Origin of the sequence: Cupriavidus lacunae (assembly GCF_003353055.1) — a bacterium.
Classification (GTDB): domain Bacteria; phylum Pseudomonadota; class Gammaproteobacteria; order Burkholderiales; family Burkholderiaceae; genus Cupriavidus; species Cupriavidus lacunae.
Genome location: NZ_QKWJ01000015.1, coordinates 1 through 13,013 on the forward strand (window position 1 = coordinate 1; position 13,013 = coordinate 13,013).

At 68.2% G+C, this 13,013-nt stretch carries 11 protein-coding genes; 6 read left to right on the forward strand and 5 right to left on the reverse strand.

Annotated features, from left to right (window positions below):
- Window positions 1-267 precede the first annotated feature (267 nt).
- The gene (ggt, locus tag DN412_RS14325; protein WP_115212250.1) at window positions 268-2,130 is read right to left on the reverse strand and encodes a gamma-glutamyltransferase; all 1,863 of its coding nucleotides are present in this window, start codon (window positions 2,128-2,130) and stop codon (window positions 268-270) included.
- 207 nt (window positions 2,131-2,337) lie between these two features.
- Between ggt and DN412_RS14330 the strand changes: the two genes are divergently transcribed.
- The 3 genes from DN412_RS14330 (at window position 2,338) to DN412_RS14340 (ending at window position 5,997) form a co-directional block, all read left to right on the forward strand.
- Complete coding sequence (locus tag DN412_RS14330; RefSeq protein ID WP_115212251.1) at window positions 2,338-4,059, forward strand: vWA domain-containing protein; 1,722 nt, start codon at window positions 2,338-2,340, stop codon at window positions 4,057-4,059.
- Between the two features lie 79 nt (window positions 4,060-4,138).
- Window positions 4,139-4,771: a sigma-70 family RNA polymerase sigma factor gene (locus tag DN412_RS14335; protein ID WP_115212252.1), complete on the forward strand. Its 633-nt coding sequence runs from the start codon at window positions 4,139-4,141 to the stop codon at window positions 4,769-4,771.
- A complete protein-coding gene (locus tag DN412_RS14340) occupies window positions 4,768-5,997 on the forward strand; it encodes a hypothetical protein (protein ID WP_115212253.1) in 1,230 nt (409 codons plus the stop codon). The genes DN412_RS14335 and DN412_RS14340 overlap by 4 nt, the downstream gene beginning before the upstream one ends.
- Before the next feature lie 42 nt (window positions 5,998-6,039).
- Here DN412_RS14340 and DN412_RS14345 read toward each other — a convergent pair whose 3' ends face one another.
- Window positions 6,040-7,236: a CAP domain-containing protein gene (locus DN412_RS14345; RefSeq protein WP_115212254.1), complete on the reverse strand. Its 1,197-nt coding sequence runs from the start codon at window positions 7,234-7,236 to the stop codon at window positions 6,040-6,042.
- A gap of 242 nt (window positions 7,237-7,478) precedes the next feature.
- Window positions 7,479-8,417: a LysR family transcriptional regulator gene (locus DN412_RS14350; RefSeq protein ID WP_078195757.1), complete on the reverse strand. Its 939-nt coding sequence runs from the start codon at window positions 8,415-8,417 to the stop codon at window positions 7,479-7,481.
- A 189-nt stretch (window positions 8,418-8,606) separates the two neighbouring features.
- Here DN412_RS14350 and DN412_RS14355 point away from each other — a divergent pair, with 189 nt between their 5' ends.
- Together DN412_RS14355 and DN412_RS14360 are read left to right on the forward strand one after the other, a co-directional pair.
- The gene (locus tag DN412_RS14355) at window positions 8,607-9,869 is read left to right on the forward strand and encodes an acyl-CoA dehydrogenase family protein (RefSeq protein ID WP_115212255.1); all 1,263 of its coding nucleotides are present in this window, start codon (window positions 8,607-8,609) and stop codon (window positions 9,867-9,869) included.
- A 164-nt stretch (window positions 9,870-10,033) separates the two neighbouring features.
- Entirely contained in the window at window positions 10,034-10,726 is a 693-nt protein-coding gene (locus DN412_RS14360) for a glutathione binding-like protein (protein ID WP_115212256.1), read from the forward strand.
- An 87-nt stretch (window positions 10,727-10,813) separates the two neighbouring features.
- Here DN412_RS14360 and DN412_RS14365 read toward each other — a convergent pair whose 3' ends face one another.
- Entirely contained in the window at window positions 10,814-11,734 is a 921-nt protein-coding gene (locus DN412_RS14365) for a hypothetical protein (RefSeq protein ID WP_244222653.1), read from the reverse strand.
- A gap of 195 nt (window positions 11,735-11,929) precedes the next feature.
- Between DN412_RS14365 and DN412_RS14370 the strand changes: the two genes are divergently transcribed.
- Window positions 11,930-12,379 (forward strand): helix-turn-helix domain-containing protein, encoded by a 450-nt coding sequence (locus DN412_RS14370; protein ID WP_115212257.1) that lies wholly within the window; start codon window positions 11,930-11,932, stop codon window positions 12,377-12,379.
- On the opposite strand, the gene ureG is transcribed toward DN412_RS14370, so the two are convergent.
- The gene (gene ureG / locus DN412_RS14375; protein ID WP_114134020.1) at window positions 12,376-13,005 is read right to left on the reverse strand and encodes an urease accessory protein UreG; all 630 of its coding nucleotides are present in this window, start codon (window positions 13,003-13,005) and stop codon (window positions 12,376-12,378) included. The two genes, DN412_RS14370 and ureG, sit on opposite strands and share 4 nt — an antisense overlap.
- Window positions 13,006-13,013: the final 8 nt, after the last annotated feature.

The window sequence follows — 13,013 nt, forward strand, 5'->3', positions numbered from 1 at the left end:
TACTGTCCTCTGGCGCGGCTTCCTCGTTTTGCACGAAATCACCGAAATGTATCGGATCTTCCAGAAAAACGAGTAAGCCGCCGGAAGTTGTGGGTAAAGGCAAGCCCGCTTGCGGGAGAGGGGCCGGGGGAGAGGGCAGGCACCGGCATACCGACACGCTTTACTTCGTCGACACGCCCGCCCTCTCCCCAACCCTCTCCCGCAAGCGGGAGAGGGAGCACGCCCTTGGTGCTTGAAAGACATCGCAGCATGTAGCGCCGCCCTGCCTCAATCCCCCAGCGCCACCCCTTCCCGCCGCGGATCCGCACCGCCAGCCCACCTCACCTTGCCGTCAGGCCCCTGCTTGCGCATGATGGCCTGCGTGCCGCTGGTCATCTCGATCTCCGCCACCCGGTGGCCGCGCTGCTGCAGCGCCTGCACCAGCGCCGGCGACACCAGCCCCTTTTCCACTTCGGTCGGGCCGTTGCGGCTGCCGAAGTTGGCCATGCCGATGGCGGCCTGCACGTCCATGTTCCAGTCCAGCATGCCGACCAGGGTCTTGGACACGTACTCGATGATCTGCGAGCCGCCCGGCGAGCCGACCGTGGCGACCAACTGGCCGCTCTCGCGGTCGAACACCAGCGTCGGCGCCATCGACGAACGCGGGCGCTTGCCCGGCTCTACGCGGTTGGCCACCGGCTTGCCGTGCTCGCTCGGCACGAAGGAGAAGTCGGTCAGCTGGTTGTTCAGCATGAAGCCGCGCACCATCAGGTGGGAACCGAAATAGGCTTCCACGGACGTCGTCATCGAGACCGCGCCGCCGCGGTCATCCACCGCAACAATTTGAGACGTGGAAAGGCGCGGCGGTGACCGGTCGGGCGCAAACGCCACTGTGGTACCCGGCGGGACGCCCGGCTGGGCCTTGCCCATGCTGTTGTCAGCGATCAGCGCTGCGCGCGTCGCCAGATAGTCAGGATCGAGCAGCCCGGCCACGTTGACCGGCACGAAATCCGTATCGGCCACGTACAAGCCGCGATCGGCGAAGGCAAGCCGGTCGGCTTCGGCCATCGCGTGCACCGCGTCAGGATTTGCTTCCATGGCCGCGGGCGTGCTCACGCTTTGCGGCTTGAGCGCTGCCAGTGCGTACCTGGGATCCTTTGTTTCGAGCGCCTGCAGCGCGCCGAGGATCTGCGCGATGGCAATGCCGCCCGAAGACGGCGGCGGCATGCCGCAGACCTTCCAGCGCTTGTAGTCGGTGCAGACCGGCTCGCGCGCTTTGGCCTTGTAGTTGCGCAGGTCCGCCAGCGACAGCGAGCCGGCATTGGCACTGCCGTTCACCCTGGCGACGATATCCTGCGCAATAGGTCCGCTATAGAGCACGCCGGCGCCGCGGCGGGCGATATCCCGCAGCGTCTGCGCGAGCTTCGGATTCTTGAGCACCGTGCCGACCGGCTTGGGCTTGCCCTGTGCGTCGAGGAAATAGGCGGCCATCTCCGGCGAGCTGGCCAGGAACTTGTCCGCGGTCACCTGCGTGTACAGCCGCGGCGAAATCGGGAAACCCTTCTCCGCCAGGTCGATGGCGGGCTGGAACAACCTGGCCCACGGCAGGCGACCATGCTGCCGATGCGCCAGTTCCAGCGCGCGCATGACGCCCGGCGTGCCGACCGAACGCCCGCCGATCTGCGCCTCGCTGAATTCCATCGGCTTGCCGTCGGCGCGCAGGAACAGATTTTCGGTAGCGCCGGCCGGGGCCGTCTCGCGGCCGTCAATGGCCTGCACACGCTTGCCGTCCCAGAACATGATGAAGGCGCCACCGCCAATGCCGCTGGCCTGTGGCTCGACCAGCGTCAGCACGGCCTGCATGGCGATGGCGGCATCGATGGCCGAGCCGCCCTGGCGCAGGATGGTGCGCCCGGCCTCGGTGGCCAACGGGTTGGCCGCGGCAGCCATGTGGCGCTGCGCGTAGACCGTGGACATGCCCGGGCGATAGCCGGAAGCAACTTCCGGGGCCGGCGGCATCGCGCCAGGCGGTGTCGCGGCCGACGGCGCGGCAGTCCCTCCGCCCTGGGTACCGCAGGCACCTAGCAGCGCCGACAGGGCAAGGGCCAGCGCGCCGCGCCAAGCCATCGAAGAGAGGTCAGGGTGAGCCATCCGATATCTCCTGGGGGAAGGATCGAACGATTGTAGTGGCGATCGGGGCGTCCGGGGAAACGCGAAAGTCGAATTCCCTCCACACCGGGCTAGCCATCGCGGTCCCGAAAAATATTTCACCTGCCTTAACCCCGCCGGCGCGCCTGGCCCGTTTCATCGACAGGCCGTCATGCCGGCGCTCCGCCCGCGGCCTCCCAGGAGAACAACATGCAACTTCGCGCACCGGTCCTTCTTGCCAGCCTTGCCGCCGCCCTGGCGCTGGCACTGACAGCCTGCGGCGGCCATTCGCCGTCGCTTCCCCAGCAGACATCGCAGCCGGTGCCACCGGCGGTTGCCCCGGCCCCGGCCCCGGCCCCGGCGCCAGCCTACGACCAGGCCGCCAAGGCAGGCCAGGCCGCGCCCGCCATGGAAATGCACGCGCGCGCCATGGTGGCCATGCCACCCGCCTACTACCTGCCCGCGCCAGCGCCGGCCGAGCGCGAACGCTATGGCGCCATCGAGGAAAACGGCGTCAGGCTGGTGGCACAGGCGCCGGTGTCCACCTTCAGCATCGATGTCGATACCGGCAGCTACAGCAATATGCGGCGCATGCTCAATGCCGGACGCGTGCCGCCGGCCGATGCGGTGCGCGTGGAAGAACTGGTGAACTACTTCCCCTATGACTACGCCCAGCCTGCCGACGGCCGCCCGTTTGCCGTGCACACGGCGCTGGCACCCGCGCCCTGGCATCCCGCCAATGTGCTGCTGCGCATCGGCATCAAGGGCAAGGACATGGCCAGCGGCGCGCTGCCGCCCGCCAACCTGGTGTTCCTGGTGGATGTGTCCGGCTCGATGAACTCGCCCGACAAGCTGCCGCTGCTGAAGTCTTCGCTCAAGCTGCTGGTGAACCAGCTGCGCGCGCAGGACCGCATCACGCTGGTTACCTACGCCAGCGGCACGCGCGTGGCTCTGGCACCCACGCCGGGCAGCGACAAGACCGCCATCAGTGCCGCCATCGACCAACTGGTGGCCGGGGGCAGCACCGCCGGCGCCAGCGGCATCGCGCTGGCCTACCAGGCCGCGCAGCAGAGCTATATCGCCGGCGGCATCAACCGCGTGCTGCTGGCCACCGATGGCGACTTCAACGTGGGCGTGACCGACTTCCGGCAGCTCAAGAGCATGGTGGAAGAGAAGCGCAAGTCAGGCGTATCGCTGTCCACGCTCGGCTTCGGCACCGGCAACTACAACGAGCAGCTGATGGAGCAGCTGGCCGATGCCGGCGACGGTGCGTACTCGTATATCGACAACCTGATGGAAGGCAACAAGGTGCTGGTCAGCGAGATCAGCTCGACGCTGGCCACCATCGCCCGCGACGTGAAGATCCAGGTGGAATTCAACCCGGCCACGGTGAAGGAATATCGCCTGATCGGCTACGAGAACCGCATGCTGGCACGCGAGGACTTCAACAACGACAAGGTCGATGCCGGCGATATCGGCGCGGGCCATACCGTGACGGCGCTGTATGAGCTGACGCTGGCCGGACAGCCCGGGCTGGTCGATCCGCTGCGTTACCAGCAGGCCGCGCCCGCGCCGGCGCGCGACGGCGAACTGGCGCACGTCAAGCTGCGTTACAAGCTGCCTGCCGCCAGCACCAGCCAGCTGATGGACGTCATCGTCGCCCGGCAGGCCATCCGCACGCTGGCGCAGGGCGATGACGACTTCCGCTTTGCCGCGGCGGTGGCCGGCTTTGGCCAGGTGCTGCGCGGCGGCAAGTTCACGGGCGACTGGCGCTACGCCGATGCCCGCGCGCTGGCCCAGGGCGCGCGCGGTGCGGACCGTTTCGGCTACCGGGGTGAGTTCCTCAAGCTGGTGGACCTGGCACAGAGCCTGGCCACGGCAAGTCCGGCCAGCGCCACCGGCGGCGGGCCGGCCGAGCGTGCGGCACGCTGATACCGCCCCGGGCCGCGAGTCGGCGCAAGGCGGCGCGGCGGACTGTCGCGCCGCCTTGCGCTCTCCTATACTCGGGCGCATGCAGGCACCCGACCCCGCTCCTTCCGCCGCGCCCGCCACGCCAGGTGCGGCGCTGTCCGCGCTGCCCGACCACGACCTGATGGTGCTGGTCGCGGGCGGCATCATCGAGCAGCCCGTCGCTGAACTCTTTCGCCGCCATAACGCCGGCCTCTACAACTACGTGGCCTGGCTGTGCCAGGGCAATCCTGGCGAGGCCGAGGACATCGCGCAAAAAACCTGGGTCAAGCTGATGACCCGCTGCGGCGACTACCAGCCGAGCGCGGCCTTCCGCACCTTCCTGTTCCAGATCGCCCGCAATACCTGGCTCGACCAGGTGCGCAGCGCCGATGCGCGCCAGCGCGAGGCGCTGGACGACCAGCCAGCGGAGTTGCCGGCCGACGACCTGTCGCCGGAAGCGGAACTGCAGCTGCGCCAGCACGCGCACCACGTGCACCGCGCCCTGCTGCAGTTGCCCGTGGCGCAGCGCGAGGTGGTGGTGCTGCGCTTCTTCAGCGACATGAGCGTCGAAGAGATTGCGCAGATGCTCGGCGAGAAGTTCGAGACAGTGAAGAGCCGGCTGCGCTATGCGTTTGCGCGCATGCGCGGGGACCTGGCCGGCAGCGCGCCGGACTCGCAGGAGACGTGGCCATGAGCGCCGCCGACCGTTTTATCGCAGGCGAGGACCGGCTCTCGGCACTTCTGAGGGCGTTGCCCGCTTACGCGCCGTCGGATGCGCTGGCGGCTTCGGTACACGCCGCAGCGCGCGCGGCGCAGCAAGAGGCCGACCTGCGCCGCGCCAGTGCGACGGGCCTGCCCTTCCCTGCCCCGCCGACGCTTGCCGCCGCCGTGCTGGAGGAAGCCGCGCGCCTGCAGGCGGCACAGGCGGTGCGGCGCGATGCCACACTGGCCCGCGTGGCGTCCGGCGAAGCGGCAGAGGTTGTCCTTGGCGCTCCAGTCAGCCCGGCTGCCAGCGCGTGGCTGCAAGCGCAGGCCACGGCATCCGAGCAGGAGACAGCCCCGAACGCCGCACAGCAAGCCGCCCGGTCCAGCCTCACGCGCGCCGCGCGCGCACGCCGGTGGTGGCGTTCGCTTGGACTTGTCGCCAGTGTCGCTGCGGTGGCCGGGCTGACCACCAGCATCGTGCTGCGGCAGATCGACGATGGCGCGCTGATGCCGGTGCCTACATCGGAGATGTCCGCTCCGGCGCCGGCGCCCTCGACAGAAGCGTCACCGGCACCTTCGCCAGAGGCAGCAGCCGCAGCGCCGGCAAACCCGCCACCGCCCGCGGCCAAAGCCGCCCCGCCCCCCAGGCGCGAGGCACGGCGCGCGCCGGCGAGCGAGGACGAGCCCCGCAGCAGCATGCCAGCCGAGCGCAGCGCGGCGCGCGAATCCGTCATGGACAGCCAGGCATCGGCGCAATTCACCCAGGCCCCGTCACCAGCGGCACCAGCGGCACCGGCGCTTGCCGCGGTGCCGCCGGCACCCGCCGACGCCGTCCTGGCGGAAGCCGCGCCAGCACCGCCACCGCTGCCAGCACCTGCCGCGCAGGCCGGATTTGCCCGCCAGGCCGCCCCGCCGGCAATGGCTGCGCGCGCGCCGGCTGCGGTCGCTGCGTCCGCTGTGCACGCCATGACCGTATCGACACAGGACGATCCCGCGGCCATGGCGACGCGCCTGGGCACGGGGACCCCGCTCAGGCTGTGGGCAGCCGAGCCGGACAATGCGGAAATTAGGGAATGGGCGGAACGGCTCTGGCAATCGATGCCGGCCGCACAGCGCCCGCCGGTGCCCTATGCCGTACAGGCCGACCGCACGCTGGCGCCTGGCCAGGTGCGGATCGAACTGCGCAGGGAGATGCCGCAGGACGCGCCGCGATGAGCCCGCCCTGCGTGGTCGCCAGCATGGTCGCTGGCGCGATGGTCAGCGCGTGGTGAACGACCAGCTCAGGTCCACCGGCTGCGAACCCAGCCGGCCGGTGACCCGCACGGAATAGCGCTGCTGGCTGACCAGCGGCGCCACAGGCGTGCAGATGGCCAGGCCACTCGCGTCGCTGCTCAGGCCCGACGAACGGCTGTCGACCTTGATGCAGTTGACGTTGTTGCCTTGCGCATCGGTGATGACAAAGTTGTCGGCGTCGAACTGCAGCGAGGTATTGATCGCCTGCAGCAAAACCGGGTAGCCCATGGTGCTGTTCTGGTAGCCCGGTGCCGGGTTGGGGCTTTCCGTATTGACCCAGTTGACCGGCACATCGCTCTGGCCGTTGAACGGATAGGCCACCATCTGGTTATCGCTGCCGGCCTTGGACCGGTCGGCCAGGTCGATGGTCTGGTAATAGTTGGCCGAGGTGCCGCTGCCATTGGCACCTACCCATTCGGCATAGCCGCTGCCGGCCGAGCCGTAGCTGCCCAGCAGCGCGGCGCGGTGGAACGGCGCGTCGACCAGGTCCGACACTAGCGCATCCTTGGGCTGCATCGACAGCTGCGCATTGGCGACCGAGGTCCAGCGGTTGGCGCCCGCCACGACTTCCGCGGTGGCATCGGTCGGATAGGCGGCCTGGATGCGGTCATTGGCGGTGGCGCCGGTGTAGCCCGGCTTGCCGCTGATTTCGTCGTGCGTCAGCGTGGCATTGGCCAGCATATAGTCCGTGTGGCTCTGCGCGGTGGTATTGAGCGGGTCGCGCGCCGCCAGCGGCGGCAGGCCCACCTGCTCGCGGCGATAGTTCGCGTAGCACAGGCCCGCGGAGCGCGGCTCATCCAGCACGCGGTAGTTGCCGACCGCGCTGCCGCGCGCCGGCAGCAGCGAGATGCCGCTGCCCGCCGCAGCCGCGGGCGCCGGCCCGCTGACGGTATAGCAGGAACCAGCCGTGGCGGTCGTGGGGCCCGTGGAGGATGTCGGGGACGTCGAGCCGGTCTGGCCGCCTGCCGGCGCGCTGGCTTGCCCGCCAGACTGGGCAGATCCGCTCGGCGCGGCGTTGCCGGAAGTACCGTCGCCGCCACCGCCGCAGGCGGCAAGCGCCAGTACGGCGGCAGTACAGAGAGTGCCCAGGACAAGCGTGGTGTGCTGCGCGCGGCGCGGCAGCTTCGGTTGGCAATCGGCAGGCAAGCGTTTCCCGGTCATCGGTCTGAGTCGTCGTGGTGGTGTTCGGAGCAAGGCGGCTGCCCGAAGGATCCGACGTCGCGGACAACCGGCGCGACAACCCGCGCGTGCGCCGTGCAGGACGGGCTCGCGGCGGGGGTGCCGGGGGCAGAAAGACCGGACGATGGTAGGGGCGCCGACCCCAAGGGTCTAGCCCGCGAACAATTGCTTACGTGTGACCCGCGCGCGCCGCACCTGGGTGCATTAGCGTGCTGCTCAGGACACTACCCGGCGGTGGCCACGTCCGCCATGCCGGTGCCGAGCGAGGCCATCACCGCCATCAGTTGCTCGCGCAGCCAGCGGTTGGCGCCGTCGTTCTCGCCGCCGGCGTGCCAGTACAGGTGCAGCTCCAGCGACGGCACCTTGAACGGCAGCGACAGAACGCGGTTGGCATACGGTTCATTGGCGATGCGCGCATAGCGCAGCGGCAGCGTGGCCAGCAGGTCGGTGCAGCTGACCACGCGGCATGCGGCCGCGTAATGCTGGCAGCGCAGCCGCACGCGCCGCGTCAGGCCCATGCGGTGCAGAGCCTGGTCTTCCAGCCCGGCACCGCGGCGGCGCGACGACACATGCACGTGTTCGGCCGCGAGGTAGCGCTCCAGCGTCAGCTCCTTCTTCACCAGCGGATGGTCGCGCCGCGCCAGCACCACCATCGGATCGGCCATGAACGGCGCATGGTGGATCGCGGGCGAGACTGGCAGCAGGATGTCCAGCGCGGCGTCCAGGGTGCCGGCCAGCAGCTCGGACTCCATCTCGCGCCGGTCGAAGCGGATCGCGGCGATTTCCACGTGCGGCGCCATCGCCGTGACGCGGCTCATCAGCGGCGGCAGCAGCGTGGACTCCAGCGCATCGCGCATGCCGATGGTGAAGCGGCGCACGGTGTTGGTGGGATCGAAGTGCGGCGTATCCTGCAGCGTGCGCGCGAACGACTGCAGCGCGCCGCGCACCTCGGCGGCAAGCGAACGCGCCAGCGGCGTGGGCGCCATGCCCTGCCCGCGCCGCTCGAACAGCGGGTCGTCGAACAGCGTGCGCAGCCGGCCCAGCGCATGGCTGACCGCGGGCTGCGTCAGGTTGAGCTGACGCGCGGCCGCAGTGATGCTGCCTTCACTGTAGATGGCGTCGAACACCACGAAGAGATTGAGGTCGATGCGGGCGAGCTGCATGCTGGGGATTCTGGCATGGAATGCAGGAAATTGATATCGACAAATCCAGAAAATTCATTTTTCTTATTACCAGCTTTCAGATAGAGTGCATTCCATCAGCCCATGCCGCACTGATGCCGAGGCCTGCCAAGGCCAACGAGGCGCCGCCGCCCACCCTGGCGTCCACTGATTCCGTAGCGAGGAGACCACATGGATTTCGAGTACAGCCCGAAGGTCAAGGAAATGCAGGCCAAGCTGCTGGCCTTCTTCGACCAGCATATCTACCCGAACGAAAAGCGTTTCGCCGAAGAGATCGACGCCAACCGCCGCGCCGGCAACGCCTGGGTGCCGACCAAGGTGATCGAGGAACTCAAGCCGCTGGCACGCGCGGCCGGCCTGTGGAACCTGTTCCTGCCGCGCTCGCCGCGCGCCCCGCAAGGCCTGTCGAACCTGGAATACGCCACGCTGTGCGAAATCATGGGCCGGGTGCCCTGGTCGGCCGAAGTCTTCAACTGCGCCGCCCCCGACACCGGCAACATGGAGACGCTGGAGCGCTACGCGTCCGAGGAACTGAAGGACAAGTGGCTCGAGCCGCTGCTGGCCGGCGAGATCCGCTCGGCCTTCCTGATGACCGAACCGGCCGTGGCCTCGTCGGACGCGACCAATATCGAATGCCGCATCGAGCGCGACGGTGACCACTACGTGATCAACGGCACCAAGTGGTGGTCGTCGGGCGCGGGCGACCCGCGCTGCAAGGTCTACATCGTGATGGGCAAGACCAATCCCGATGCTGGCCGCCATGAGCAGCAGTCGATGATCGTGGTGCCGGCCGATACCCCGGGCATCACCATCAAGCGCTTCCTGCCGGTGTTCGGCTACGACGACGCGCCGCACGGCCACATGGAGATCGAACTGAAGAACGTGCGCGTGCCGGCTGCGAACATCCTGCTCGGCGAAGGCCGCGGCTTCGAGATCGCGCAGGGCCGCCTCGGCCCGGGCCGCATCCACCACTGCATGCGCAGCATCGGCGTGGCCGAGCGCGCGCTGGAACTGATGTGCAAGCGCGCGCTGTCGCGCGTGGCCTTCGGCAAGCCGGTGTCCAGCCAGGGCGTGACGCAGGAGCGCATCGCCGAAGCCCGCTGCGAGATCGAGATGGCGCGCCTGTTGACGCTCAAGGCGGCATACATGATGGACACCGTGGGCAACAAGGTGGCCAAGGCCGAGATCGCCATGATCAAGGTGATCGCCCCGAACGTGGCGCTGAAGGTGATCGACTGGGCCATCCAGGTCCACGGCGCGGCCGGCGTTTCCAGCGACTTCCCGCTGGCCAACTGGTGGGCGCACCAGCGCACGCTGCGCCTGGCCGACGGTCCGGACGAGGTGCACCGCAACGCCATCGCCAAGCTGGAGCTGGCCAAGCACATGAATATCAATCCGGACGACATCAAGATGCCGGTGGCACGCGGATTCTGACCGCCTGGCAAGGGCTTCGGCCCCTGGTGTTCCAGCCCTTCCCGCAGTATGGAAAACGCGCAGCCCGTCTGCGCGTTTTTTTCTTCTGTGCTTAAATCGCCCGGTTCGCCACGTCAGTGACTGATGTGGCCACCACAATGACAGCAGCCAGGAGATCTTTTGCGATGATCGACGTCTACACGTGGGCCACGCCCAATGGCCACAAAGTCCACATCATGCTGGAGGAGTGCGGACTGGAGTACAAGGTCCACCCGATCAACATCGGCGCCGGCGACCAGTTCGGCGAGGACTTCCTGAAGATCAGCCCCAACAACAAGATCCCCGCCATCGTCGATCCTGACGGACCGGACGGCAAGCCGATCTCGCTGTTCGAATCGGGCGCCATTCTGCTCTACCTGGCCGGCAAGACCGGCAAGTTCCTGCCCGAGGACGTGCGCGGCAAGTACGAGACCCTGCAGTGGCTGATGTTCCAGATGGGCGGCGTGGGCCCGATGCTGGGCCAGGCGAACCACTTCCGCATCTATGCGCCCGAGAAGATCGAGTACGCGGTCAACCGCTACACCAATGAAGCGAAGCGCCTGTACGGCGTGATCGACACGCAGCTGTCCAGGCACGCGTACCTGGCAGGCGAGCAGTACACCATCGCCGACATTGCCACCTTCCCGTGGCTGCGCAACTGGCAGAACCAGGGCATGGAGCTGGACGACTACCCGCACCTGAAGCGCTGGTTCAACGAGATCGCCGAGCGCCCCGCGGTCAAGCGCGGCGTGGAAGTGCTGGCCAGCGCGCGCAAGGCGCTGCAGGACGACAAGGCACGCGAAGTGCTGTTCGGCGCCACCCAGTACAAGCGGCACTGAACGCCGCGCGGCAACCGCCGGGGCGTTGGCCCCGGCAGTCTGCTTACCCGCCGACGCGACCATAACGCGACACCAACGCGCCGGCCATCAGGCCAGCGCCAGCGCATGGCGCACGACAGCCTGCCCGTCAGCGCGCCGGCCGCCGCGCGCGGCAACACCCTCCTCCGGTGCATCGCCCGGACCGAAGCAGCACAGCAGTCCGGTGCCCGGCAACAGCACATCGAGCCGGCATGACTCATGCCGCTCCGGCGCGTAGAGCGTGCCGGGCTGCAGGAAGGCCATGTCGCCCCCGACCCGCGCCAGCGCGCCATGCCAGTGCAGGCCGATGGCACCGCGGTAGCACAGTGCCCAGCGCAGCCCGCGCGCCTGCAGCCGCTGTGCCCAGTCATCGTCCGACGGGTCGAGCTGGATGAATTCCGGACGCATCCCCTGCTCCGCATGTCTGCCCTGCGCCAGCAACACATCGGCCGGCAACACATGCAGGCCCTCCATGCCCTCGGGGCCATCGGCGCCGACCGCGGCAATACCGCCCAGCGCGCAATGCCAGCCACCCGCGGGCAGCGCCACCGGCCGCGACGCATCGGGCAGGTCTTGCGGCACCGCGCGTACCAGGATGGTGTCGACCGTGGCCCGCACCTGCATCGGCACGCCGGGAGCAGGCGCGAACAACTCGCCGCCGCCCAGCAGCAGGCAGCCGCGCCCGGGCGACGACAGCCGCAGGCCGCCGCGCAGGCAGCCCCACCACTCATGGCAATTCGCTGAAAATTCTGGCTGGATCTCGCCGGCGCAAAGAAAGACGTAGTCACAGGTACTGCCAAGGCCGGCAGCGGCGGCAAGCACGCGGGCCTGGAATCCGGGAATGAAGTCCGACGGCGCGTGGCGGTCGGCATGGAGGGCGCGCATCCGCGCCTCGAACAGCGTGAAGATCTGCATGGCAATCCCCCAGCAGGGCGACAGCGCGCAAGGCGCCTGTCCGCGCAGCACCGCGCACGCCTGGCAGCGTGACACGCAGCATTGCGCAATAGCCCGTTTGGCGCGGCCATGCAATACAGGCCGTCCGGTTGATGCCATCGTGCCGCGCCATATTGTCTGGCGCACCCCTTAGTTTGCGGATCGGACACCGATAGTGAGGAAGAGGATAAGTTGTCGTGGCCTCAAGGTCAAACCCTTAGCCTCAGACCACTCCGATCCATTCACGACCTCATGACTTCTCGAAATCTCAGACTATTCGGATTGCATCTTGCCTGGCTACGCAAGCAACGGGGCTGGTCCCAGGAGACCCTGTCGCTCGAAAGCGGACTGTCACGCTCGTACCTGAGCGGCATTGAAAGCGGCAAGCGCAACCTCGCCCTGGCCAACATCTGCAGGCTGGCCGAGACACTCGCCGTGCCGTCCTCGGAGATGCTCGACTTCAGCCGCCACGACGCCAGCCAGCTGCAGGTGGAACAATCCCGCGCGCCCTTCGGCAACCGCCAGCGCGCGGCCATCGAGGCCACCGTGCGCCACATGGCGGAGCTGACCGAGCCCGAGCTGAACCTGGTGGCCGCAGTGGCACGGGCGCTGGCGGGCAAGGGCAGCTTCCGCCCGGCATTGACGCACGCCGGCACCGGCGCCAAGAGCGCGCCCGATGCCGATGGCAGCGACGGCGGCTAGACGCCCAGCATGCCCTGCCGTTCGATAAAGCGGATCACCTCGTCCAGGCCCTGCCCGGACTTGACGCTGCCCATCACGAACGGCCGGGCGCCGCGCATCTTGCGCGCATCGCTTTCCATCACCTCCAGCGATGCGCCCACATAGGGCGCCAGGTCCGTCTTGTTGATCACCAGCAAGTCGGACTTGGTAATGCCCGGCCCACCCTTTCTCGGAATCTTCTCACCGCCGGCTACGTCGATGACGTAGATCGTCAAATCAGAAAGTTCTGGGCTGAAGGTCGCCGCGAGGTTGTCGCCGCCGGACTCGATGAAGACCACATCGGCATCCGGGAAGCGCGCCAGCATGCGGTCGACGGCTTCCAGGTTGATCGAGGCATCCTCGCGGATCGCGGTGTGCGGACAGCCGCCGGTTTCCACGCCCATGATGCGTTCCGCCGGCAGCGCGCCGGAGATGGTCAGCAGGCGCTGGTCTTCCTTGGTGTAGATGTCGTTGGTGATGGCGACCAGGTCATAGCGGTCGCGCATCGCCTTGCACAGCATCTCCAGCAGCGTGGTCTTGCCGGAGCCAACCGGGCCGCCGACGCCGACGCGCAGCGGAGGGTTCTTCTTGGTACGGGCCAGGGTCATGGTGCGAA

Bases quoted from the DNA above. Each gene is read 5' to 3' on its own strand.
- DN412_RS14370 (WP_115212257.1), top strand. From the start codon at position 11,930: ATGACTTCTCGAAATCTCAGACTATTCGGATTGCATCTTGCCTGGCTA.
- DN412_RS14355 (WP_115212255.1), top strand. From the start codon at position 8,607: ATGGATTTCGAGTACAGCCCGAAGGTCAAGGAAATGCAGGCCAAGCTG.
- DN412_RS14360 (WP_115212256.1), top strand. From the start codon at position 10,034: ATGATCGACGTCTACACGTGGGCCACGCCCAATGGCCACAAAGTCCAC.
- ggt (WP_115212250.1), bottom strand. From the start codon at position 2,130: ATGGCTCACCCTGACCTCTCTTCGATGGCTTGGCGCGGCGCGCTGGCC.
- ureG (WP_114134020.1), bottom strand. From the start codon at position 13,005: ATGACCCTGGCCCGTACCAAGAAGAACCCTCCGCTGCGCGTCGGCGTC.
- DN412_RS14330 (WP_115212251.1), top strand. From the start codon at position 2,338: ATGCAACTTCGCGCACCGGTCCTTCTTGCCAGCCTTGCCGCCGCCCTG.
- DN412_RS14340 (WP_115212253.1), top strand. From the start codon at position 4,768: ATGAGCGCCGCCGACCGTTTTATCGCAGGCGAGGACCGGCTCTCGGCA.
- DN412_RS14345 (WP_115212254.1), bottom strand. From the start codon at position 7,236: ATGACCGGGAAACGCTTGCCTGCCGATTGCCAACCGAAGCTGCCGCGC.
- DN412_RS14350 (WP_078195757.1), bottom strand. From the start codon at position 8,417: ATGCAGCTCGCCCGCATCGACCTCAATCTCTTCGTGGTGTTCGACGCC.
- DN412_RS14335 (WP_115212252.1), top strand. From the start codon at position 4,139: ATGCAGGCACCCGACCCCGCTCCTTCCGCCGCGCCCGCCACGCCAGGT.